Annotated in this window: 21 protein-coding genes and 1 pseudogene; 15 read left to right on the forward strand and 7 right to left on the reverse strand. The window is 39.1% G+C overall.

The features are described from left to right. Nucleotides 1-27 precede the first annotated feature (27 nt). Nucleotides 28-1,116 (reverse strand): vWA domain-containing protein, encoded by a 1,089-nt coding sequence (locus E4661_RS02115; RefSeq protein ID WP_136465166.1) that lies wholly within the window; start codon nt 1,114-1,116, stop codon nt 28-30. Nucleotides 1,117-1,286: 170 nt separating this feature from the next. Here E4661_RS02115 and E4661_RS02120 point away from each other — a divergent pair, with 170 nt between their 5' ends. The 10 genes from E4661_RS02120 to E4661_RS02165 all read left to right on the forward strand — a co-directional run bounded on the left by E4661_RS02120 (nt 1,287) and on the right by E4661_RS02165 (nt 10,673). After that, nucleotides 1,287-1,748, forward strand: coding sequence for a (2Fe-2S)-binding protein (locus tag E4661_RS02120; protein ID WP_136465167.1), 462 nt, complete (start codon nt 1,287-1,289; stop codon nt 1,746-1,748). Between the two features lie 30 nt (nt 1,749-1,778). After that, nucleotides 1,779-4,013 carry a xanthine dehydrogenase family protein molybdopterin-binding subunit gene (locus E4661_RS02125; protein WP_136465168.1) on the forward strand — a complete coding sequence of 745 codons (2,235 nt, stop codon included), beginning with the start codon at nt 1,779-1,781 and terminating at the stop codon, nt 4,011-4,013. Between the two features lie 5 nt (nt 4,014-4,018). After that, nucleotides 4,019-4,273 carry a MoaD/ThiS family protein gene (locus E4661_RS02130; protein WP_136465169.1) on the forward strand — a complete coding sequence of 85 codons (255 nt, stop codon included), beginning with the start codon at nt 4,019-4,021 and terminating at the stop codon, nt 4,271-4,273. A 45-nt stretch (nt 4,274-4,318) separates the two neighbouring features. Then, the gene (gene moaA / locus E4661_RS02135; protein ID WP_136465170.1) at nt 4,319-5,305 is read left to right on the forward strand and encodes a GTP 3',8-cyclase MoaA; all 987 of its coding nucleotides are present in this window, start codon (nt 4,319-4,321) and stop codon (nt 5,303-5,305) included. Between the two features lie 15 nt (nt 5,306-5,320). After that, nucleotides 5,321-5,923, forward strand: coding sequence for an NTP transferase domain-containing protein (locus tag E4661_RS02140; RefSeq protein ID WP_136465171.1), 603 nt, complete (start codon nt 5,321-5,323; stop codon nt 5,921-5,923). A 72-nt stretch (nt 5,924-5,995) separates the two neighbouring features. Beyond that, a complete protein-coding gene (locus E4661_RS02145; protein WP_136465172.1) occupies nt 5,996-6,778 on the forward strand; it encodes a sulfite exporter TauE/SafE family protein in 783 nt (260 codons plus the stop codon). Next, complete coding sequence (locus E4661_RS02150; protein WP_136465173.1) at nt 6,775-7,971, forward strand: molybdopterin molybdotransferase MoeA; 1,197 nt, start codon at nt 6,775-6,777, stop codon at nt 7,969-7,971. Before E4661_RS02145 ends, E4661_RS02150 begins: the two co-directional genes overlap by 4 nt. A 1-nt stretch (nt 7,972) precedes the next feature. Further along, nucleotides 7,973-8,983, forward strand: coding sequence for an XdhC family protein (locus E4661_RS02155; protein ID WP_136465174.1), 1,011 nt, complete (start codon nt 7,973-7,975; stop codon nt 8,981-8,983). Nucleotides 8,984-8,986: 3 nt separating this feature from the next. Then, nucleotides 8,987-9,592 carry a nucleotidyltransferase family protein gene (locus E4661_RS02160; RefSeq protein WP_136465175.1) on the forward strand — a complete coding sequence of 202 codons (606 nt, stop codon included), beginning with the start codon at nt 8,987-8,989 and terminating at the stop codon, nt 9,590-9,592. A gap of 61 nt (nt 9,593-9,653) precedes the next feature. Beyond that, nucleotides 9,654-10,673: an amidohydrolase family protein gene (locus tag E4661_RS02165; protein ID WP_240751390.1), complete on the forward strand. Its 1,020-nt coding sequence runs from the start codon at nt 9,654-9,656 to the stop codon at nt 10,671-10,673. 200 nt (nt 10,674-10,873) lie between these two features. Here E4661_RS02165 and E4661_RS02170 read toward each other — a convergent pair whose 3' ends face one another. Continuing rightward, entirely contained in the window at nt 10,874-11,542 is a 669-nt protein-coding gene (locus E4661_RS02170; RefSeq protein ID WP_240751391.1) for a GntR family transcriptional regulator, read from the reverse strand. Between the two features lie 140 nt (nt 11,543-11,682). Between E4661_RS02170 and E4661_RS02175 the strand changes: the two genes are divergently transcribed. Continuing rightward, on the forward strand, nt 11,683-12,762 hold the full coding sequence (locus E4661_RS02175; RefSeq protein ID WP_136465177.1) for a DUF2652 domain-containing protein: 1,080 nt from the start codon (nt 11,683-11,685) through the stop codon (nt 12,760-12,762). Here the strand turns inward: E4661_RS02175 and E4661_RS02180 are convergent. Further along, nucleotides 12,759-13,085 (reverse strand): ArsR/SmtB family transcription factor, encoded by a 327-nt coding sequence (locus E4661_RS02180; RefSeq protein WP_136465178.1) that lies wholly within the window; start codon nt 13,083-13,085, stop codon nt 12,759-12,761. The two genes, E4661_RS02175 and E4661_RS02180, sit on opposite strands and share 4 nt — an antisense overlap. Then, nucleotides 13,075-13,503, reverse strand: coding sequence for an SRPBCC family protein (locus E4661_RS02185; RefSeq protein WP_136465179.1), 429 nt, complete (start codon nt 13,501-13,503; stop codon nt 13,075-13,077). Before E4661_RS02185 ends, E4661_RS02180 begins: the two co-directional genes overlap by 11 nt. 407 nt (nt 13,504-13,910) lie before the next feature. Between E4661_RS02185 and E4661_RS02190 the strand changes: the two genes are divergently transcribed. Next, nucleotides 13,911-17,159 carry a WD40/YVTN/BNR-like repeat-containing protein gene (locus tag E4661_RS02190; RefSeq protein ID WP_136465180.1) on the forward strand — a complete coding sequence of 1,083 codons (3,249 nt, stop codon included), beginning with the start codon at nt 13,911-13,913 and terminating at the stop codon, nt 17,157-17,159. After that, nucleotides 17,126-17,815: a class I SAM-dependent methyltransferase gene (locus tag E4661_RS02195; protein WP_240751392.1), complete on the forward strand. Its 690-nt coding sequence runs from the start codon at nt 17,126-17,128 to the stop codon at nt 17,813-17,815. The genes E4661_RS02190 and E4661_RS02195 overlap by 34 nt, the downstream gene beginning before the upstream one ends. Nucleotides 17,816-17,820: 5 nt before the next feature. Here E4661_RS02195 and E4661_RS02200 read toward each other — a convergent pair whose 3' ends face one another. Together E4661_RS02200 and E4661_RS02205 are read right to left on the reverse strand one after the other, a co-directional pair. Then, the gene (locus E4661_RS02200) at nt 17,821-18,447 is read right to left on the reverse strand and encodes a hypothetical protein (RefSeq protein WP_136465182.1); all 627 of its coding nucleotides are present in this window, start codon (nt 18,445-18,447) and stop codon (nt 17,821-17,823) included. A 15-nt stretch (nt 18,448-18,462) separates the two neighbouring features. Beyond that, entirely contained in the window at nt 18,463-18,933 is a 471-nt protein-coding gene (locus E4661_RS02205; RefSeq protein ID WP_136465183.1) for a hypothetical protein, read from the reverse strand. A gap of 203 nt (nt 18,934-19,136) precedes the next feature. Here E4661_RS02205 and E4661_RS02210 point away from each other — a divergent pair, with 203 nt between their 5' ends. Then, the gene (locus E4661_RS02210; protein WP_136465184.1) at nt 19,137-19,928 is read left to right on the forward strand and encodes a hypothetical protein; all 792 of its coding nucleotides are present in this window, start codon (nt 19,137-19,139) and stop codon (nt 19,926-19,928) included. A gap of 201 nt (nt 19,929-20,129) precedes the next feature. Continuing rightward, nucleotides 20,130-20,801 (forward strand): annotated as a pseudogene (locus E4661_RS02215) (PIG-L deacetylase family protein); the annotation flags it as partial. Between the two features lie 511 nt (nt 20,802-21,312). On the opposite strand, the gene E4661_RS02220 reads toward E4661_RS02215, so the two are convergent. After that, the gene (locus tag E4661_RS02220; protein ID WP_136465186.1) at nt 21,313-21,729 is read right to left on the reverse strand and encodes a hypothetical protein; all 417 of its coding nucleotides are present in this window, start codon (nt 21,727-21,729) and stop codon (nt 21,313-21,315) included. Nucleotides 21,730-22,079: the final 350 nt, after the last annotated feature.

Consider the following 22,079-nt stretch of genomic DNA (forward strand, 5'->3'; position numbering starts at 1 on the left):
ATATTTACTTTATGAAAAGGCTATTGTTTACTCACAACCTCCAATAAAATCCTTGGCATCAAACTTGGTTTGTACTGCCCCTTGTAAGCCTCCATCAGTGAGTTGAATGACCAAGTTGTTTTCGCCACTACCGTCGCGTTTGGGAGTGCAGTATTCAAACAAATAGAAACTATTGGCCTGCTCTGAAACACGCTGAGAAATTTGTGTAAATGTAGCTTCAAGTTCTTCTTTGTTATTGGCAAAAACGCTGGCAGTTTTTCCTATCTGCTCCAGAATTTGAGTGTCAATTTCTGCTCCGAGTCCGATGGTGAAAAAAGAAATGTTACGGTCAGCTTGCTCAACTGCCTTCAAAGCTGCATCTTTTGTAAATCGAGAGGCCTGGTCTGTTCCATCTGTGAATAAAACAATACTGGCCGCTCCAATGATATCTTCTTGCGTGTTTTTTCGCAATAGGTTATCTGCAACATCCGCCGATTTAATTACCGCACCATATAAATCTGTAGAAGGATCGTTGCTAATATCTTCGGTAATTCCTTCGATTGCAGTTGTAAGCTCTGTAGTTGACGAAGTAAGATCATTTAACAGGTGAAGCTCATCTTCTCCATCAAACCAATATATGGCCATTTTAAAGGAATTTGTTTCTGGCGATGGCATTACATTATTGATAAAACTGGTGGATGCGGCTTTCAATTCTTCCAAGCTGCTTTCCAAGACACTATTGCTCAAGTCAAGTATCAACAGGGTATTGTTGCTAAAAACTTTTGAATTTGGGGAAATTCGAGCCAATGATTCAGAAGAGGAGATGGTATTGAAACAATCATCATTTCTACCTTGTTCGTAAATGGCAAATTGACTTGCTGTGAGTCCAGAAATTGGACTTCCTGATTTATCAGAAACTTTAAAAAGAATCGAGACCTTGCCAGGCAAGGCGGTAAATTCATCTTGAATAGAAAGTAATAGATCATTATCCCCGAAACCAAGACAATCGTCGGGTTCCTTTCCTTTTCCTAATTCCCCTAAATTGATGTCAAAATTTACATCATCATCGGCGTTACCACACGAAACTAAAAGGATGGAAAAAAGGAAGATTGCGAAATATTTAAGTGTTTTTTTCATTTTCTAGAAGTTGAGGTTCTGCTTGAAAAACGAACAATTGAGCTGAAAATTATTTTTAGAGTCAACAATAGATTTAAAGAAAAGTTAAAAAAAGAGGGTTGTTGTTAAAAAAAAAGTGGTCGGGCCAAATTATTGGTAACTTCAAGCAGCAACAACTCAATTGAAAAACTATGCCAACGTATCAAATCAATGTAAATGGTGTGTCCAAGACTGTCGATGTGACTGCGGATACGCCTGTTTTATGGGTGCTACGGGATCATTTAGACCTTGTAGGCACAAAATATGGCTGTGGAATTGGACAGTGCGGGGCCTGCACCATTCATGTGGACGGAACCGCTATGCGAAGCTGCTCCTTGACCTTGCCTCAAATAGATGGAAAATCCATTACTACCATTGAAGGACTTTCGGAAGATGGCACTCATCCAGTTCAGGAAGCTTGGAAGGAGGTCGATGTGCCACAGTGCGGCTATTGCCAAGCAGGGCAGATTATGACGGCGTCTGCATTTTTGGAAAACAACCCAAATCCGTCAGAAGAAGATGTGAAAAATGCTATGCACGGTAATATTTGCCGATGCTCGTCGTATACCCGAATTCGAGAAGCAGTAATGACTGCTGCCGAGAATATGGATTAATGTTCCTTTTTTATTCCTAAAAACAAAAAGATGTCAAAAAATAAAACCAACACCTTAAGTAGAAGGGCTTTTATCCGTAATTCTTCTTTGGCAGGAGGAGGTATGGTGATAGGGTTTAACCTTTTTCAAGCCTGTAAGCCAAAAGTCATTGCTGAGCCAGCCATCGATTTGGCCAGTTTGGATTATAACGATTTTAACGCCTTTATAAAAATTGCAGACAATGGTGCTGTAACTATATTTTCGCCTAACCCAGAAATTGGTCAAGGAGTCAAGACCTCTATGCCCATGATCATAGCCGAAGAATTGGATGTGGCTTGGAAAGATGTTTATGTGGAGCAGGGCATCTTGGACACAGAAAATTATACAAGACAGGTTGCTGGAGGTAGTCAATCCATAAGACACGGCTGGGATGCGCTCAGACAAACAGGCGCCAAGGCAAAACATATGTTGGTCAGTGCTGCGGCAGCTCGATGGGGGGTAGACCCCTCTGAATGTACCGTAAATGAAGGTGTGATTACCAATGCTGCAGGAGAAACTTTAAGTTATGGAGACGTGGTCAACGAAGCGGCACTTCTGGAAGTTCCAGAGGAAGTTCCTTTAAAGGATCCCAAGGATTATAAAATCATGGGGAAAAATGCCTCCAATGTAGATATAGGTAAAATTGTTACTGGAGAGCCCCTTTTCGGGTTGGATTACAAAGCAGATGGAATGGTTTATGCGGCCGTGGTTCGTCCTCCTGCCTTTGGGCAAAAATTGGTTTCATTTGACGATTCCGAAGCACGAGCTATGCCCGGTGTAATAGATATAGTGACAATAGGAGAAAAAGTTAGAGGACTTTTGGCAGAGGACCCAAGTTTTGGCAGCAAAATTTCCTCAAGTGACAAAGTTGTAGTTATTGCCGAAACCACTTGGCAGGCCCTAAAAGCCAAGGAAGCTATCAAAGCAGTTTGGGAAGAAGACTCAAAAGTTGAAAGTACCGAGGAACACAATAAAATTTTGGACGATTTGCTCGATGGCAATAAGTTCAACACCATGCGTTCCGATGGAAATATCAAAAAAGCCTTTGCTGAGGCTGATGAAATATTGGAAAGAACATATGAATCTCCTTTTTTGCCCCATAATTGTATGGAGCCAATGAATTTCTTCGCAAGTGTGACGGATGAAAAGGTGCATCTTGTAGGTCCGATTCAAACTCCAGCATGGAAAGCTGGACTGGTTTCAAAGATGTTGGGAAGGGAGGAAAAAGATATTCTTCTTGAAATGACCCGAATGGGCGGAGGTTTCGGAAGAAGGTTGTACGGAGACTTCGTGATTGAAGCCGCAGAGATTTCTGATAAAATCAGGAAACCGGTTAAGGTGGTTTACTCCCGTGAAGATGACATGGAAGATGGTATTTACCGTATGGCTATCAAATATCGTATTAAAGCAGGTGTTAAAGATGGTAAGGTCACGGCCTATCATTTAAAAGAAGCTGCTGTAAATGATAATATGTACGGGCTTATTCCAAACTTCTTTCCTGCTGGCGCTATTGAAAACTATCAAGTGGATGCGGCCAGCTATGACAGCAATATCACTACAGGAGCTTGGAGAGCCCCTTATACCAATTTCTTGGCATATGCCGAGCAAAGTTTCTTTGATGAATTGGCAGAATTGATGGATGTGGATAAAATTCAGTTACGCCTCGATTTACTGGACAAAGTAAAACCAGAGGAGGATGAACGCATTCAATATTCTCCTGACAGAATGAAAGAAGTTATCAAAACTGCCGTAGAGAAATCAGGCTGGGGGACCAAGCCTAAAAATGTATATCAAGGTTTTGTGAACTATTATTGCCACAACTCCCATGTTGCCCAAGTAGCTGATGTGGAAATTGAAAATGGAGAGCCTGTTGTAAAGAAAATCACCTGCGTCGTGGATTGTGGAATAGTGGTAAACCCAATGGGTGCATTAAACCAAATTGAAGGTGGAGTAATCGATGGTGTTGGGCATTCCATGTACGGCGAACTCCAATTTAAAGATGGCAAGCCAACAGCTAACAATTTTGATAGGTATCGATTGATTCGAATGAAGGAAGCTCCAGTTGTGGAAACATATTTCATACAGAATGATTTGTCGCCAACTGGTTTAGGGGAGCCTACGCTTCCACCGGCAGGAGGAGCGATTGCCAATGCGTTCAAAGCTGCTACTGGAAACAGGCTTTACAAACAACCATTCACCAAAACACCAGAATTATTGAAAGTTCCTGAAAAGGAAATTATAGGTTGATTTTTATGACGATATTATTGTTTGGGGTCACTAAGGATATTGTGGGGAGTTCTACACTATCTGTCCCAACCTCGAGTGCCACAGGTCGGAAAATTCCAAGAACGGTAAGGGAATTAAAGGAGTTTTTGGGTGAAACGTATCCAGAACTTAATAAGTTAACTTCATTGGCTGTAGCCGTGAACAACAATTACGCTACCGATGAAGAAAGTATTGATTCCTATGACGAAATTGCCCTTATTCCACCGGTCAGTGGTGGGTAATTAAGGGCAGAAGTGGTATCTTTAATGGTAGTTTGGAGATAACGTATGTTGGTTGATAATCACAATAGAAAAATAAACTATCTAAGGCTCGCTGTTACAGATAGATGCAACCTTCGCTGCAATTATTGCATGCCTTCCGAGGGTATTGATTTTGTAAAAAAAGACAAGCTCCTCACCATTGATGAGCTCTTGCTTCTTAGCGAAATTTTGGTAAAACAGGGAATAGATAAGATTCGCATTACCGGGGGAGAACCATTCGTGCGAAAGGACTTGATGGTCTTATTGCGAAAGTTGAGGCTAATGAAAAACCTCAATGATATTTCTGTAACTACCAATGCTACTTTAATAGGCCCATATATTGATGAGCTGAAAACATTGGGTATCAAGAATATCAATGTTAGTTTGGACGCCATCAACCGGAAAACTTTTGAACGGATCACCCGTCGTGATCAGTTTGATACCGTGCACAATAACCTTATCCGATTGATTACAGAAGGATTCAATGTTAGAATCAATTTTATAGTATTGGAAGGTCAGAACCAACAGGATATTGTCCCTATTCTGGAACTGATGAAACATTACAATGTTTCCGTTAGATTTTTGGAGGAAATGCCCTTTAATGGAGGAGGGAAGAATTTCGCGACCATTAAATGGAATTACAAGGAAATTCTAGAACATATTTCAATGGCATACCCCAATTTCCAAAAGCTTGAATCACCTTCTACCTCCACATCCATCAACTATAAAATTGAAGGACATAAAGGGACTTTTGGCATAATACCTTCTTTTAGCAGAACGTTTTGTGGAAGTTGCAATAGGCTTCGGATAACCGCAACAGGCGATGTAATCACGTGTTTATATGGAAAACCCAAAGCCAATCTTAGAGATATTGTGAGAGGAAAAAACATAACAGAAGAAGTGCAAAGTGCAATTCTAAAAGCAGTTGGAAATCGTGCTAAAACGGGGTTTGAAGCTCAAGAAGAACATGCTCAAACGATATTCGAAAATTCAATGACCTCGATAGGAGGTTGATAAATCCAGAACAAAATGAAGAAAGATGTCCCAAAACTATATGGACTGGTCTTGGCCGGGGGAAAAAGTACCCGTATGGGGTCTGATAAAGGTTTGCTGAAATACCATTCCATTCCCCAGCAAGAACATCTTTACAATTTGATGGGAGAGGTTTGTGATTCAGTTTATCTGAGCATCCGCAAGGATCAAGTAAGTGATTTACCAAAAGGGTTCAATAGTATTGTAGATCAAGATGAATATCGCGGCCCTTTCAATGGAATGTTGAGTGCCCATAAAGAACATCCAACAGCTGCTTGGTTGGTATTGGCCTGTGACCTTCCTTTGATGGATTTATCCTCCTTAACGAAATTGGTTGAAAACAGAAATACCGAAAAGTTGGCGACTTCATATGCCACGAATGAATCTGGATTGCCAGAACCATTGGTCACCATATGGGAACCGAAAGGACTGGAAGCGGCAATTTCTCATTTGAAGTCAGTGGAAAGCAGCTGTCCTAGAAAATTCTTAATCAACTCAGATGTAAAACTGATTAACCCTGAACAGGATGAAGTACTTTACAATGCTAATTCACTTACAGAGTACGAATTTGCCAAATCCAAAATAGAAACTGTTCGGTAGGCATAGAATCTAACAGAATATTACCATCCAAGCTTCACATATTTTAGGAATAGAAAACCAAAACTTGATTTTATGTCCATAGCTCCGGACAATTTTATTTTACTGCTCTTGTCTTTCTTTGTAGTGGCTACACTATATTCTGCAGTAGGTTTTGGGGGAGGGTCAAGTTACTTGGCCATACTAGCGTTGGTCATCACAAGTTTTTTTGCCATAAGGACCACGGCTTTATTATGCAATCTTATTGTTGTCGGGGGAAGTTGCGTCCTGTTCTATAGAAATGGGTATCTGCAAATCAAAAAGTTCTTGCCGTTTATTGTCACGAGCATTCCATTGGCTTTTTTGGGAGCATCATTTCGACTTGAAGAGCATATTTTTTTTATTATTCTCGCTTTGGCCCTAATAATTTCGGCTATTGCTTTAATTTATCAAACTCTATTGCTCAAATCCAATTTTGAACCAAAAAGCTACCCAGCATATTTGTCATATTTATTGGGTGGTGCAATCGGTTTTATATCAGGATTGGTCGGTATCGGAGGAGGCATTTTCCTAGCACCAGTACTTAACCATATGAAATGGGAAAAACCCATGACCATTGCTGCTTTGGCAAGTTTTTTTATTCTGGTCAACTCCATTTCCGGATTGGGAGGATTGGTTTGGAGCAATTCTTTTCAAATATTTTGGCCAGAAACCCTAGGGTTGATGTTCGCTGTTTTGCTCGGAGGTCAACTCGGGGTAAGAATGAGTATGAGCAAACTTTCGGCCAAAAGAATTAGGCTGCTTACTGCCATATTGGTACTTTTTGTGGGTGTTAGAGTACTTGTTAAAAATGGATTTGAACTAAATTTATTTTCATGATTTCTTTTGAAAATGCATTGCAAAAGGTTTTGGAAGAATCCCAAAATTATGGCAATGAATCAGTTAAATTACAATCGGCCTTAGGTCGTATTTTAAGTGAAACCATTGTTGCGGACAGGGATTTTCCACCTTTTGATAGATCAACAAAAGATGGTATTGCTATTGAATATGGTGAAGGTGTCGATACAAACAAACGGTTCAATATAGCCGGTATCGCACAAGCTGGCAACCCACAATTGACCTTGGAGGATGGGTCTACGTGCATTGAAGTGATGACAGGGGCGATAGTGCCAAAAGATGCCAATACTGTAGTGATGTACGAGCACCTTCAAAAAGAAAAAGATGGTTTTATTATCACCAAACCGGTTTTGAAGGGACAAAATATTAATTATAAAGGTAGTGACAGATTAAAAAACGATATCCTACTGGATTCTGAAACATTGGTTGCCCCTTCGGAAATAGGCGTGCTTGCGTCTGTTGGGAAATCGAAGGTTTTAGTTAAAAAACTACCCAAAATTGCTGTGATTTCCACGGGAAACGAATTGGTGGAAGTAGACCAGAACCCTCTTCTTCATCAAATACGAAAATCGAATTCACACACATTGGGTGCTCTTCTGAAGAATGAGCAAATCGATGCAGACCTTTATCATTTACCAGATGAACCTGTCAGCATTAAGAATAAAATTGAATCGCTTCTGCAAGAATATGACATATTGATGCTTAGTGGCGGAGTTTCCAAAGGGAAATTCGATTTTTTACCCGAAGTTTTTGATGAATTGGGTGTGCAAAAAATCTTTCATAAAGTACTTCAGCGTCCGGGCAAACCCTTTTGGTTTGGAAAGCATGAATCTCATAAAACGATTATCTTTTCGTTTCCAGGAAATCCTGTTTCCACCTTTGCTAATTATCATGTGTATTTCCTTCCTTGGCTTAACAAAACTTTGGGAGTCACCACACCTGATTTTACTGTATTTTTAAGTGAACCTATATCCAATACAACGGATTTGACATTATTTATAGGTGTAGATATTAGCTGGATGGATGGAAAGCTGCTGGCAAAAAGGGTGGCCACAACGGGTTCTGGAGATTTGGTGGCTCTATCAAAAGCTAGTGGTTTTATTAAACTAAAGCCTAAAGAGTCTTTGTCGGAAGGCGGTTCCGTTTCATTTATTCCAGTAAGAAGGATAGTATAGCATGACGCATGAATTAAAAGCCATTATCCAAAACTATGAAAAAAGGCAGCCAACGGGTGAGAAAACCGTATTGGCAACCGTTGTGGCTTTGGATGGCTCGTCTTATAGACGTCCTGGGGTTCGCATGCTGATTTTCGAAAACGGGGATATGATTGGAGCTGTAAGTGGGGGATGTGTAGAGAAAGAGGTGCTTCGGCAAGCTCAAACCGTATTTGGGAATGGTATATCAAGGGTCATGGTGTATGATGGTAGATATCGTCTTGGCTGCGAAGGTGTCTTGTATATCTTGTTGGAAACCTTTAACCCGAGTGAGATTTTATTAACTCGTTTTTGGAAAGTAGTTCAGGACAGAAAAACCTTCACCATAACATCTTCATTTGAAAAAAAGCAAGGAGATTCCAAGGATTATTTTACCTGCTTTCGACTCGAAGACGAAATGATTCCAGTCAATAAAAAAGCAAAATCTCCAAATACGGGTTTATTACAGTTTAAGCAAGAAATGAATCCATGCTTTCAATTAGTGATTATTGGTGCTGAACATGATGCGGTACAACTTTGCAAATTTGCCACTCTGACCGGTTGGGAAGTTACTGTGGTTGCCAATCCTAGGGAAGAAAAAACAATGAACGATTTTCCTGGTGCGCAAAAACTGATAAACGTAGAGCCAGAAGCTTTTGACATGACTTTGGACGATCAAACCGCAGTAATTGTAATGACACACAGTTTTGTGAAAGATTTACAGTTTTTGATTGCACTAAAAGAAGAAAAAGGAGCATATATGGGACTTTTGGGACCTTTTAGGCGTAGAGAGAAATTGTTTGATGAACTCATGGAAAGGCATCCCAATGTTTCAGAGGAGTTCATTGAGCAACTCCATGGACCCGCAGGCATTGATATAGGTGCAGAAACACCTCAGGAAATTGCTATTTCAATTTTAAGTGAAATCCTTTCGGTAGTAAACAAAAAAGAACCAATGCTACTAAAGCATAAAGTGGGAAATATCCATAGCTGAGTTATGTCCAAATCCATTTCTATTTTAATTTTGGCAGCTGGAGCCTCTACCAGAATGGATGGGGAAATCAAGCAATTATTACCATGGGGCAATAAAACGCTTTTGGAAAATGCCATTACACAGGCAAAGGCCATTACCAAAAATGTGTACATGGTATTAGGTGCAAATGCTGAAAAAATTTTGGATTCCGTAACAATTGATGCCGAGTTGGTTCAAAATAATGGCTGGAAATCTGGAATGGGAAGTTCAATTTCATGTGGTTTGTCTTATATCCTGAAAAAGGAAAGCCCCCAAGCGCTTTTAATCATGGTAGTAGACCAGCCACTTGTGGATTCAGATTTTTTACTGGAATTAATTCAAAAATTTGATAAGGGTGGTCTAAAAATCACAGCGACAGAATATCAAAATAGGGCGGGGGTACCCGCAATCTTTGATAATTCCTTGTTTTCTGAACTGTTAGAGTTACATGAAGATTTTGGAGCTAGAAAAATCATTGAAAAGTATAAAGACTTTACAAATTTGGTTGCTTCCAATGGAAAGGAAATCGATATAGATACAAAGAAAAAATATATTCAACTATCTGATATACATAATTTTAAATATGATTAAATATATTTTTACTTTAATATTTTGTTGCTGCGCTATAGCTTCAAATCTTAATGCTCAAGAAATGAGTTTTGAGGAATACAACCCAAAATCGACCCTAGTTGTACCACAGAATCCGGTTGACAAAGCAAAATTTACTTTTATAGATGTCCATAGTCATCAATTTAGGATGGCCACCCAAGATTTATCCCAATTAGTGGCAGATATGGACAAACTCAATATGGGAGTCATGGTAAATTTAAGCGGAGGATCAGGGCAAGGACTTCGTGCTATGCTGAAAAACGTAAACGAACACTATCCAAATCGATTTGTGGTTTTCGCCAACGTGGATTTTAGCAATGTAGGTAATCCAAATTGGGGGGAGTTGGCCGCGGCACAGTTGGAATTGGATGTGAAAAGTGGCGCAAAAGGCTTGAAAATATACAAAAGCCTTGGACTTCGAAATAAGGATATTAATGGCAATCGAATCGCTATTGACGACCCAAGATTAGACCCTGTTTGGAAGAAATGTGGAGAACTCGGAATTCCCGTTCTGATTCATGCTGCTGACCCCAAGTCATTTTGGGACTCCATGGACGAGGACAATGAAAGATGGTTGGAACTTAAAACAAGACCAAGAAGAAAACGTTCTGACACAAATCCAGCACCGTGGCAACAAATTATCGATGAGCAGCACAGGATGTTCAAAAAACACCCAAAAACCAAATTTATCAATGCCCATATGGGGTGGTATGCCAACAATTTGGATAGGCTAGGGGAGTTGATGGAAGAAATTCCCAATATGTCTGTTGGAATTGGAGCAATCATTGCTGAATTAGGTCGACAGCCTCGACGGGCCAGACAATTTTTCATCAAATATCAAGACCGCATTTTATTTGGCAAAGACAGTTGGAAGCCTAAAGAATTCCCTACATATTTTAGGGTTTTGGAAACCGCAGATGAATACTTTCCATATTATAAAAAATATCATGCATTTTGGGCCATGTACGGCTTGGATTTACCAGATGAAGTTTTAGAAAAGGTATATTATAAAAATGCACTGAACTTGATTCCAGGATTGGATAAATCCTTGTTCAAAAAATAGCTTATTTGAGAGTTTTAGATGATTTCCTTTTCAAAGGCTCTCTGTTGTCCAACTCTTGGAAAATCCCACAAGAAATTTGCCTTTTGACCAAAGATTTGGATTTTTTGTTTTTTACCAGAGCTTCGATTTCCCGATTTAAAAATTGCATAGGAACTGATTTTGATTAACTAAACGAAAATTTCTCTTTCATATTTTATTGCTTAAACGGTGCTTTCTATTCTTTTCTCAATATACTCTAAAACTGACATCCAATGCATTTTAAGAATTAAAGCAGCAGTTGGTAAGTTGTCTTCAATTATAGCATGGATTATCGACTCATTTTGACGATCAAGATTGGCATAAAATTCAGTATCATTGGCAAAACCATATTCGTAAAACAGTAGTCTTGCCTTTAGGTCTTCTAAAACCTGAAGAAGAATGGTATTCGAACAGTTATTCACTAGAAGGTCATGAAACCGAAATCGAGCTTTTAATCGATCCAAGGCAGAATGGGCCAGATGTACTTCGGTCTGCTGTGTTTTGAGGGGTTCAATGTCCTCTTCTGAAAACGAAGAGGATTCAAGTGCCATAGTTTCTAGTTGGGCTACGGTTTCGTATAGATTTTTGGCTTCGCGTTGAGTTAATCTGGTTACTACAAACCCCTTATTTGGTATAGCTTTTATAATTCTCGCGTGTTCAAGCTGACTTAATGCCTCACGAATTGGGGTTACGCTGATACCTATATTTCTTGAAAGAGCTGCCAGGTTGATGGTTTTTCCAATTTCCAATGCTCCTATCTGAATTTGATGTAGCAAGTGGGATTTGACCTGATTTCGTAAAATCTGTTGATGCATGGCTTTAAAATACAAATCGTATACGATTTTTGTCAATTAATAAGATAAACGCCCAAAAAATGATGTCGATTGTATGGTTTCTATAAAATATGGCCACCTAACGCTAACATTCAAGATAAGTTGGTAAGTTTAAAGTGTGTTTCAAGACCAATAATGATATAATCATCGATCTATAAATGTCTAAATCTCTTTTGTTCATTCCAGATATTTCTGGCTATACAAAATTTATTCAAACAACTGAAGTTGAACACAGCCAACATGTGATTTCAGAGCTGTTGGAGGTGTTGCTCAACGCAAATACGCAAGAGTTAGAGTTGGCGGAAATAGAAGGAGATGCGCTTTTCTTTTATAAGGAGAATGAAATACCTTCACAAGAAAACCTTTTAGCCCAGATAGAGGCGATGTTCACCGCATTTTATAGCCATTTAAAAATGCTGGAGAAAAACAGAATTTGTCCATGTAATGCCTGCGCGACAGCACCAAATCTCGAGTTGAAGATAATTGCTCATAGTGGTCATTTACAGCATATTGAAGTAAAGGGTACTCGTAAGCCTTTTGGGCAACAGGTTATAGAAGCACATAGATTGCTTAAAAATTCGGTGGAAAGCGATAATTATGTTTTAATAAGCAGAACGTTGGCATTGGATATCATGCTATCACCTTATTATTCAAGCAAAATCTATAGATTTAGGCAAGGTTCCGACTCTTATGATGACAAGGAAGTAGAATATATTTATTCCGTAATAGATCCTAAAGAATTGAAACTGAGAAGTTTCTCCCAACCAAAAAAAGTTTCTTTTAATAGGCCGGCAAATATTGTAGTAAAAAAAGAATACCCCGTATCAGCAACGGAACTTTTGGAATATGTTACCAATTATACTTTAAGACATTATTGGACGGAAGGCCTGGACCATTTGGATTACAATAAAAATGAGGTCACAAGATTAGGGACGGAACACGCTTGTGTCGTTAATGGAAAACACCTAAACTTTATCACTGTTACCAAAGAAGGTCGCACCGAGAGTCTAATATATGGTGAATTTACAGAGGATGCACCCGTATTGAATGGCTATTATCAGTTTTACCATTTTAAACCAACGGGAGAAAACAGTTGTGAAATGGAAATAGAGGCATATTGGAAAGCAACCTCTTTAATCCAGAAATTATTTGTTCTGTTAGTGGGAAAAAACTTGTTCCGTAAGAACATAGAAAAAGCGATGACTGGGCTTTTACATTTTACAGAAAAAAATGTTTAAGCTTCCTTTGAATCCAAAAAATTGCCCAAATTGCCCAATGCGGTATCCCAGAATTTCTCATAAAAGCTAACCCATTCTGTAATTTGTTTTAGTGGTTTGGCATCGGCCATACAGAAACGTTCCCGGCCTTTGGATGTGATTTCTACCAATCCTGCTTGTTCCAGAGTCTTTATGTGTTTGGTAACGCCTTGACGGCTTATATCGAATTGCCCTGAAATTTGTGTGATCGATAGGGCAGAGGAGGCAACAATCAAGGCGTGAAAAATTTCACGCCTTTTAGGATCTGCAATAGCTTTCAATGTTCTTGTAATACTATCTTGCATGGACTTCTTGAGTTAAAAATGCAGTTAATTCTTTAATACAATTGTCCCAACCGCCACCATAATTATTGAAATAAGTAATGGCAGAATCACCAGGATAATTCGAGATACCTGAATGCTCCAAAAACAATTTGGTTCCTTCCTTGGTTTCTTGCAAATCCCACTTTACAACAGTTTCGGTGGTGGTGTTTTCCACCACCCATGTGTAGATTAATGTGTAAGGTTGAGCACTTTTTACTTTTCCCGTGATGTTTGTGCAACCATGTTCTTCACTTGAGGTAAAGGTATACTTATAACCTTTTTCAGCTTTAAAGTCTGCCTTTATAAACCATGTAGAGATTTCTTCCGCAATTGAAATGGCGTTCCAAACTTTTTGGATAGGATGGGCAAATACATGCTCTTTGATGATTACATCTTTCATAATGTTCGTTTTTTGAATTATTATATGCAACTAATTTGTTGCTAATATACAAAAGGAATTTTAAAATGCAACTTTTTGGTTGCTTTTTATCGAAAAACCGTTTGTTATATTTGAACGTACCAATCCAAACCATGAAGAAAAAATGGAATGCTCTGGGTAAGCTGGCCTAAAGGCTCCTCAAAAATAGAAACCGATTAAAAGCGCGATTCTATACGCGAACATTTGCTCTCCATAGGTCTGGTAGATGTTAAAGTGGCCGCGGTGGATGAGGACTGGAGTGGTCTGGAATTTGTGTACAGGCTAAAGGATGGAAAGTAGCTTTTCAGCATTATTTTCACATTTTTTTTAGAGTTGGGGCTTAGGGTTTTGGTTATCTTTCAATGCTAATTCAACTAAAGCTAAAACCTATGAAATTCTACACTAAATGTAGCTTTGTCCTAATCTTTGTTTTTTCCCTACAGTTATTCTCTCAAAAGCCAGATTCAACCACATTTAAAGGGCTGGAATTTAGAAATCTTGGTCCGGCGTTGACTTCGGGTCGAATAGCAGATATTGCCATTCATCCCAAGAATGAAAGCGTTTGGTACGTGGCCGTTGGCTCGGGTGGAGTTTGGAAAACCATAAATGCGGGAACTATATGGAAACCAATATTTGATAAGCAATCAAGTTACTCCATTGGTTGTGTTACCATCGATCCAAATAATCCAAGTACTATTTGGGTAGGTACCGGTGAGAATGTTGGTGGACGCCATGTTGGTTTCGGAGATGGAATCTATGTAAGCCATGATGAAGGAAAAACATGGAAAAATATGGGCCTCAAGGCATCCGAGCATATTTCCAAGATTATTGTTCACCCTGGGGATTCAAATATCATTTGGGTGGCGGTACAAGGTCCGCTTTGGAGCAAAGGCGGCCAAAGAGGGTTTTATAAATCCACGGATGGAGGTAAAACCTGGAAGAAAACATTGGGTGACAATGAATGGACTGGGGTTACTGATATTGTTTTGGACCATACCGACCCTAATGTACTTTATGCCGCAACATGGGATAGACACAGAACTGTGGCGGCCTACGTTGGAGGAGGACCAGGTACAGGAATTTATAAAAGCACTGATGGCGGAGATACATGGTCAAAATTGACTACTGGAATCCCAAAATCTAACCTTGGAAAAATAGGGTTGGCCATTTCACCTTTCAATAATGAAGTTATTTATGCGGCTATAGAATTGGATCGTCGAAAAGGTGGAGTTTATATCTCCAAAAACCAAGGGGCGTCTTGGACAAAACAATCCGATGCAGTTGGCGGTGGAACAGGTCCACATTACTATCAAGAACTTTATGCGTCGCCCCATCAAGAAGGGAAGCTTTATTTAATGAGCAATTACGTCCAAGTTTCAGATGATCACGGAAAGCATTTTGTTCAAATGAATGAGGATAAAAAGCATGTGGACAGTCATGCAATGGCCTTTAAAGAATCTGACCCAAACTACGTTTTGTTTGGAACCGATGGTGGTCTTTATGAATCTTACGATTTGACCAAAACATGGCGTTATTTTAGAAATTTGCCCATCACTCAATATTACAAAGTAGCGGTTGATGATTCAGCGCCGTTTTACAATATCTATGGAGGAACGCAGGATAACGGCTCACATGGAGGACCTTCCAGGACCCGAAGCAAGGCAGGAATTCTCAATTCAGACTGGTGGGTAACCCTTGGGGCGGATGGGCATCAATCTGCAACCGAGCCAGGCAATCCAGATATCACCTATGGTGAGTTTCAGCAAGGTTGGCTTTGGAGAATAGACCAGACCACCGGTGAAACAGTATTTATCCAGCCACAGCCATCTGCAGGTGAGCCTCATGAGCGCTTTAATTGGGATGCTCCAATACTCGTTAGTCCGCACAATCCCAAAAGACTGTATTTTGCATCGTACAGAGTTTGGAAATCTGACAATAGGGGAGACGATTGGACCGCCATCTCTGGAGATTTGACTAGAAATGAAGAACGATTGGCCTTGCCAATCATGGGTCGTCAACAAAGCTGGGACAATCCTTGGGATGTTTTGGCCATGTCCAATTATAACACTATAACATCCCTAGCGGAATCACCGATTCAAGAAGGATTGATTTATGCCGGAACAGATGATGGTATTCTACAGGTTACCGAAGATGGAGGTAACAACTGGAGAAAGGTAATGCTGGGCAACATTAAAGGAGTTCCAAACCGGGCTTTTGTAAACGATGTTAGGGCTGATCTCTACGATGCAAACACTGTTTATTTAGTATTGGACAATCATAAAGAAGGAGATTTTAAACCATATCTATTAAAAAGTACCGATAAGGGAAGAACCTGGACCTTTATCAATGGAAATCTTCCCAGAAAACTGATTACCTGGAGAATTGTTCAAGACCATGTGAAACCAGAGCTACTGTTTGTGGCGACCGAATATGGGATTTATTTCTCCAATAACGGAGGAACTTCTTGGATGCAATTGGAAGGTGGTGTTCCAACAATATCTTTTAGGGATATTACCATTCAGCGTAGGGAGAATGATCTGGTAGCAGCCTCTTTCGGACGTGGATTTTATGTGTTGGATGATATTTCCGCCTTGAGAGACTTTGATGCTTCAACCATGAGTCAAGCCAAACTTTTTAAGGTAAGACCAGCATATTGGTATATTGAAAAAGATGAAGTTTATGGACAAGGAAATTCAGAATATGCGGCCAAAAACCCAGATTATGGTGCAACGTTCACGTATTATTTACCTGAAAAAATAAAATCGAAGAAGGATATTAGAAAGGAGAAAGAGAAAAACTTAAATAAGCAAAAAAGCAACGTAGGTTTCCCGGGATGGGAAGCATTGGAGGATGAGAAAAATCAGGAGAAACCTGCAATTATCCTTTTGGTGAAAGACAGTAAGGGCAATGTGGTCAATACCGTAAAAGGAATCAATAAAAAAGGATTCAATAGAGCCTCTTGGAACCTTACCTATGCAGATAGAACAGGAATTAAGCTAAAAAATCCGAAAAGTGATGACGATGATGACTTTTTTGGCTCCCCTTATCGTGCTACTCCGGGTACATATTCGGTTGAACTGTACCAACGTGTCAATGGTGAATTAAAGCAACTTTCGCAAAGCCAGACTTTCGAAGTCAAACCGTTGGCAAAAGGTGCCCTACCGGCCAAACCTACCTCTGAAATAGATGGTTTCAGAGAAATGTACCAGGATTTCCAGCAAGATTTACTATCAACGAACACCGTTTTGAGCAGAGGCTTGGAAAAAGTAGATGCTATGAAACGTGCCATGGATCAAGCGGAAAGACCAAGTGCTTCGCTTTCTTCCAAAATCCATGCTGCCAAAACACAATTACAACAGCTTAATAAGCAAATGAACGGCAGTCCAGCAAGGAATGAAGTAGGGGAGAAGACCCCACCTTCACCACAAGATGGAAGTTTTATCGGTCAGGTAGCTCTTGGGAACACATATGGGCCAACAGGAAACCATAAAGCTGCAATGAAACGGGCGCAAGACCAGTTGAATACTATTAAAAAAGAGCTGAACGCCATGGTCAAAACAACTTTGCCAGCTCTTGAGACAGAACTTAAAGCAGCTGGTGCTCCATGGATAGAGGGACAAGGGCTTATCCTAGATTGATAATGTACAAGAAAACATTTCGTTCCTTCCTTTTTTCCAGTTTGATATCATTGTTCGGCCTAAACGCCCAGTACAGTGAGGAAGATTGGAAGGATCGCGATGCTTGGATGCAAACGGAAAATCTGTTGCAAATGGCAGGTTTGGAGGAAAGGGACAAGGTAGCTGATATTGGTTGCCATGAAGGATATTTGAGTATTCACTTGGCTAAAAAAGTAAAAAGCGGAAGAGTTTACGCTGTAGATGTTAGGGAGGACCGTTTAATGACCTTAAGAGAAAATGCCAATAAACGTGATATCAAAAATATCATTACCATTTTAGGAGATTATGATGATCCCAAGTTGCCTGAACGAGAGCTGGATATGGTGTTCTTGATAGACACTTATCATGAAATGGATTCTCATGAAAAAATACTTCGACATATTAAAAAATCACTTAAACCTAATGGAAGGGTGATGGTTTTGGAAAAACTAAAAGAACGGGTTAGGGGCAAATCTAGAGAAGAACACGTCAGAGCGCATTCATTGAGCCCTGAATACGTTCGAAAGGAACTGAAACAAGCAGGGTTCACCATAATCTCAGAGACACCAAATTATGGAAAATGGGAACGTGAAGATGATAAACAAATGTGGATTATCATTGCTGAAAAAAAGCAGTAGAATTTCTATTCCTTGTTTAATTCTTCTTGCAACTGATCATAAGAAGTAATCCAGCTATACAGTTTCCCACCCAAACTGATAATAGGATTGGAAACGGAGTCCATTTGTATTGGAGACTTGGCCAAAAATTTACCCAGTTGCTCTTTTACTTCGGGTTGCTCATGAAGTGAAACGTTTCTGAACAGATAATTATCGCGTACAAGCTTGGAAACGATACTGTCGCAGGATGGGCATTTGGAACTGGTATAAATGGTAATCTGTTTCTTCGGTTTAATTTTAGGAGGAGGAATATCAAGTTTCTCGTATTCTTTTTTCAGGGCCCTTCGCGAAAGACTGTCATTGACCTTTATACTTTTAGTATAAACGGGTTGCTTGTCCCTAAAAAGAATGATGGTTTTTAGGTTGACCTTAGCTGTAGCTGGTACATGAACCCATCTAGGTTTGGCAGCGCTCTGTCTGAAATTTTTTCCCTTTACCTCAAAAAGAACATCATACGGTGTGTACGATTCGTTTACGGCATAAAAGGTAATGCGGTTTTTACCCTTTTTTTCCTCAATCTTTATGGGGTGGACTTGGGCGAATACTTGGGTAAGACCAAGGCAAACAAAAATATATAGAATTCGATAGATCATATTGTTTATGAAAAATTACTGCCTTAGTTCATAGACAAAGCTTTGTATACCCGGTAAATCTTCCCCAATCTGGTCAACCAATCTTCCGTTCACAATTTGAAATGGACTTGGAGCATTGTCGCCCCTGAAGGAAACCGAAGTTTCATTTGCATTCCAAGTTCCCGTAAAATTATTGGATCCTCCACATTCCGCTACAAACTGACCACCAGTAATTGTTGTGATTCTAACAATGGATTGTTCCAGAGTCCACACAAGGTCACCATCAATAAGCAAAGCTCCCATAACACAGTCCAGTTCGTCCATTAAATTAGTAGAAGAGTTGCCATCATTGTCTATATCTTGGGGCGAACTTACATTGACTTCGATCAAATCCCATATTCCGATAACTTCTGAATTCAATTGTGACGTTTCTCCGTCATCATCAGAACTACAGGAAAACAAACATAATACAAGGAGAAGGAGGGTAGGATACTTTAAAATTTTCATAATGCAATCTTTTTCCAACTATTTTTTAGGTAAAATAAAACAATTTTCACGAAAGCAAATAATCAGAAATGTTAATAAAAATATGAGGGTTGGCCAAAACTGGAGGCTTTCTCAAAAAGAGTAATTCATCGATAAATCGGTTTTTTGGACACTAAATACAATCAGTTTCCGTTAGCGTTGCATAACCCCAAAACTAAAGTTGAATGTATAAACTTGTTAGAACAACCTCGATACTTGCCTTTTTAGGATTTGCCTTATTGTTTATAGAAGGATGTAGTGAAGATGCCAATTCTTTGGATGTTGACCAGAAGTTGACGCAGGCCGAGCTTAAGACCATATTGGAAACCGATGATGTTACCGGAGCGGCTGATACCGTTTTGGCAGAACTTTATTCGAATGCCGCTGCTGGGAAATCAACCCAAAAAACCAACGATTGTTACGCCGTTGAGTATTCACAAAGTGGCTTTGTTGCCACATTTAACAATTGTGTGCTGAATGGGACAGAAAATATTAATGGAAGCCTAACGGTAACATATATAAATGAAGGAGAAACTGTTGCGTTTACAGCAGCATATTCCGATTTTTACGTGGGAAGTATTAAGATAAATGGAACCAAAACCTTTACAATCAGTAGTGATGCTGAACAAGGCACATTGTCCTTTACAGTTACCAGCGAAATGACCGTAGTGATGGAAGATGAAAGCGAGATTACCGAAGTTGGAACAAAAACTTTTGGTTTCTCTTTTGGAGAAAATCTGGAGAACTTCAGCTTTAGCATATCAGGTAATTGGACCATAACGGCCGAAGGACATACATATAGTATTGAAACTACACAGGATCTTGAAAGTGGATTGGGCTGTGAATATGTAACCACAGGAAGCATGGATGTTGCTAAAAATGGATTAAAAGTAAATGTTGATTTTGGTGATGGTGAATGTGATAATATTGCAACCCTTACGTATCCTGACGGTACAACAGAGGAGATAGAGCTATAATTGTTTTCGAAAAAGAAGATGTTGAGCACCGATTTATTCGGTGCTTTTTTTGTTTGGACATTAGGGAAGTGCAGTTTCGGGAACGGCCTTGCCAAAGATTACCGAAAAGTTCTTCTATGGATCAAGAAAATGCTGTTTTTCAAATGGATGGATTGTTTTTTTTCCTTCTGAAAGACACCTCAGGAGTTCAACGAAAAAGATAATGAACGTGTGGCCAAGGTTCTTGGAATGTCCAAAGTGTATGATCTGGGGTATAGAAATCATAGAATGGACAATATCAGTATTCAGGAATTAAGGGCGCGACTCATTTTTTTGTTCAGATTGCTAAAGGTGGATACCATTGTTACGTATGATCCATGGGGGCATTATGAAGAAAACCCGGACCATTACATTACCGCTATGGCGGTGGAATCGGCCAGATGGATGTCCGGGGGGCGCTTAGATTATCCAGAACATTTTGAAGCGGGACTCACGCCACATTCGGTCATAGAACGCTATTATTTTGCCCGAGGACCACAACTCGTCAATAGAATAGTGGAAACTAGCCAAACCATAGACCGTAAAATAGAAGCAAATGCTGCGATTGTAACCCAAGGGCCGGGTGGAGAGGCTGGTGCAAGGTTAAAGAAAAGTCTCGCGGATAAGGGAAAATATCTGCCCATTCTTGGAAACGATGATGAAACCGCCAATCGAAACTATATCAAACATTTTGTTTTGGATAAAGATTCGCAACGACTACGGGGTGTACCTTCGGACAGAGAAATTGGTGAGCCATACGGACTGGATTGGGCAGAACGGTTTCATTACATTGGACCTGAAGCTTCTGTACTAAAGGAATATATTGATGAACATGCCATTGACAAAAAACCATAGATGAAAAAATGGAAGAAAATAATCTATTTTACATAATATGGATTATAGTACAAATATTAACTTAAATTCCTTGCTGACAAAGAATTTTAACATTTCGACTTTTTAGGTAAGTCAAAATATTGGTTCGTCGTTCTCAATCCTTGGTGGTATTTCATCGGTCAAGGAATACTTAAAATCAATTTCTTCCTTTGTCAAATGTCGTTTACCTACCAAGGAAAGACGCATCCTTAAGAGGTCAGGCCTATAATCCCAATTTTTAACCGCCAAGTCTTTGCAGTTCTTTTTGACAAAAATCCAACTGAAATTACAAAGAAAAATATTTCTTGTCGTTGGTACAGGATTTCAAAGCTTTTTCTATTTGTTGAATTTTATTCAGCAAATAAAGTTTTCTTTGAATGCTAGTCATCGTTAGAGTTTTGTTCGGACTCAAAATCAAATGAATCCAAAAGTTTGTTAATTTCATCCTTCATTAAAAGAACTCCAGCAATAAAACCTGCGCAGAATTCGACCATTACCGATAAGATTTTAGAAAGTTCATAATTAAAATTTCAAACTCTTTCTTATCCAAATCAACATCTGGTTTTTCAAACTGATGTTGATTAAGAGTGTATTTTATGGTAATAGCTTCCTTAACCAAATAATGCAAGGCTTCAATTTGAATAGATTTAATGTGGTTACTATCTAACGATTTTTCTTTAGAAGCCTCAACATAGCCAAGTCCAGTTAAGGAATCATAGCCAATTTCGGAATTTTCCTTTTTTTGTTTATCATTTTCAATGATGGAAATAATGACATTACAGCATGCGCCAAAGCCTTCCCTAAAGGATTTTTTAAAATTTCCTTTTTCGGTTTTTCTGTTCGTTAAACAGAAATTTTCTATTTTTTCAACTAACATTGGTTTAATTTTTAGTGTTATCGTATCAATCATTTTGAAACATTAAACCAATGGACAAATACAGGGTTTCAAAGAACGTTTGCTGAAACAATATTATATCATATATCTGATATATACAAGAAATACATTAAGTATAATGTATATATCTGTAAATCAGTATATTATGTAATATACTGAATATCAATAGTTTAAGGTTATTTAATTGACTATCAATTAGTTAAGTGTAAATCCTCTGGAAGAACCTTGTTATTTAGGCGTTCCCAGAGATTTGACACACCCTAAAAAAACCAATTTTAACATTTAAAGCTTTTCCCCTGAAAATCAACGGGTTAATCAAAAAAAGGTTGCACAAATGCAATTCGACAACACGTGTTACTTAGGGC

The sequence above is a fragment of the Flagellimonas onchidii genome (assembly GCF_004804315.1).
Lineage (GTDB): Bacteria > Bacteroidota > Bacteroidia > Flavobacteriales > Flavobacteriaceae > Flagellimonas > Flagellimonas onchidii.

Excerpts from the sequence above, each read along its gene's own strand:
- E4661_RS02115 (WP_136465166.1), bottom strand. The coding sequence starts at position 1,116 with ATGAAAAAAACACTTAAATATTTCGCAATCTTCCTTTTTTCCATCCTT.
- E4661_RS02120 (WP_136465167.1), top strand. The coding sequence starts at position 1,287 with ATGCCAACGTATCAAATCAATGTAAATGGTGTGTCCAAGACTGTCGAT.
- E4661_RS02125 (WP_136465168.1), top strand. The coding sequence starts at position 1,779 with ATGTCAAAAAATAAAACCAACACCTTAAGTAGAAGGGCTTTTATCCGT.
- E4661_RS02130 (WP_136465169.1), top strand. The coding sequence starts at position 4,019 with ATGACGATATTATTGTTTGGGGTCACTAAGGATATTGTGGGGAGTTCT.
- moaA (WP_136465170.1), top strand. The coding sequence starts at position 4,319 with ATGTTGGTTGATAATCACAATAGAAAAATAAACTATCTAAGGCTCGCT.
- E4661_RS02140 (WP_136465171.1), top strand. The coding sequence starts at position 5,321 with ATGAAGAAAGATGTCCCAAAACTATATGGACTGGTCTTGGCCGGGGGA.
- E4661_RS02145 (WP_136465172.1), top strand. The coding sequence starts at position 5,996 with ATGTCCATAGCTCCGGACAATTTTATTTTACTGCTCTTGTCTTTCTTT.
- E4661_RS02150 (WP_136465173.1), top strand. The coding sequence starts at position 6,775 with ATGATTTCTTTTGAAAATGCATTGCAAAAGGTTTTGGAAGAATCCCAA.
- E4661_RS02155 (WP_136465174.1), top strand. The coding sequence starts at position 7,973 with ATGACGCATGAATTAAAAGCCATTATCCAAAACTATGAAAAAAGGCAG.
- E4661_RS02160 (WP_136465175.1), top strand. The coding sequence starts at position 8,987 with ATGTCCAAATCCATTTCTATTTTAATTTTGGCAGCTGGAGCCTCTACC.
- E4661_RS02165 (WP_240751390.1), top strand. The coding sequence starts at position 9,654 with ATGAGTTTTGAGGAATACAACCCAAAATCGACCCTAGTTGTACCACAG.
- E4661_RS02175 (WP_136465177.1), top strand. The coding sequence starts at position 11,683 with ATGTCTAAATCTCTTTTGTTCATTCCAGATATTTCTGGCTATACAAAA.
- E4661_RS02180 (WP_136465178.1), bottom strand. The coding sequence starts at position 13,085 with ATGCAAGATAGTATTACAAGAACATTGAAAGCTATTGCAGATCCTAAA.
- E4661_RS02185 (WP_136465179.1), bottom strand. The coding sequence starts at position 13,503 with ATGAAAGATGTAATCATCAAAGAGCATGTATTTGCCCATCCTATCCAA.
- E4661_RS02190 (WP_136465180.1), top strand. The coding sequence starts at position 13,911 with ATGAAATTCTACACTAAATGTAGCTTTGTCCTAATCTTTGTTTTTTCC.
- E4661_RS02195 (WP_240751392.1), top strand. The coding sequence starts at position 17,126 with ATGGATAGAGGGACAAGGGCTTATCCTAGATTGATAATGTACAAGAAA.
- E4661_RS02200 (WP_136465182.1), bottom strand. The coding sequence starts at position 18,447 with ATGATCTATCGAATTCTATATATTTTTGTTTGCCTTGGTCTTACCCAA.
- E4661_RS02205 (WP_136465183.1), bottom strand. The coding sequence starts at position 18,933 with ATGAAAATTTTAAAGTATCCTACCCTCCTTCTCCTTGTATTATGTTTG.
- E4661_RS02210 (WP_136465184.1), top strand. The coding sequence starts at position 19,137 with ATGTATAAACTTGTTAGAACAACCTCGATACTTGCCTTTTTAGGATTT.
- E4661_RS02220 (WP_136465186.1), bottom strand. The coding sequence starts at position 21,729 with ATGATTGATACGATAACACTAAAAATTAAACCAATGTTAGTTGAAAAA.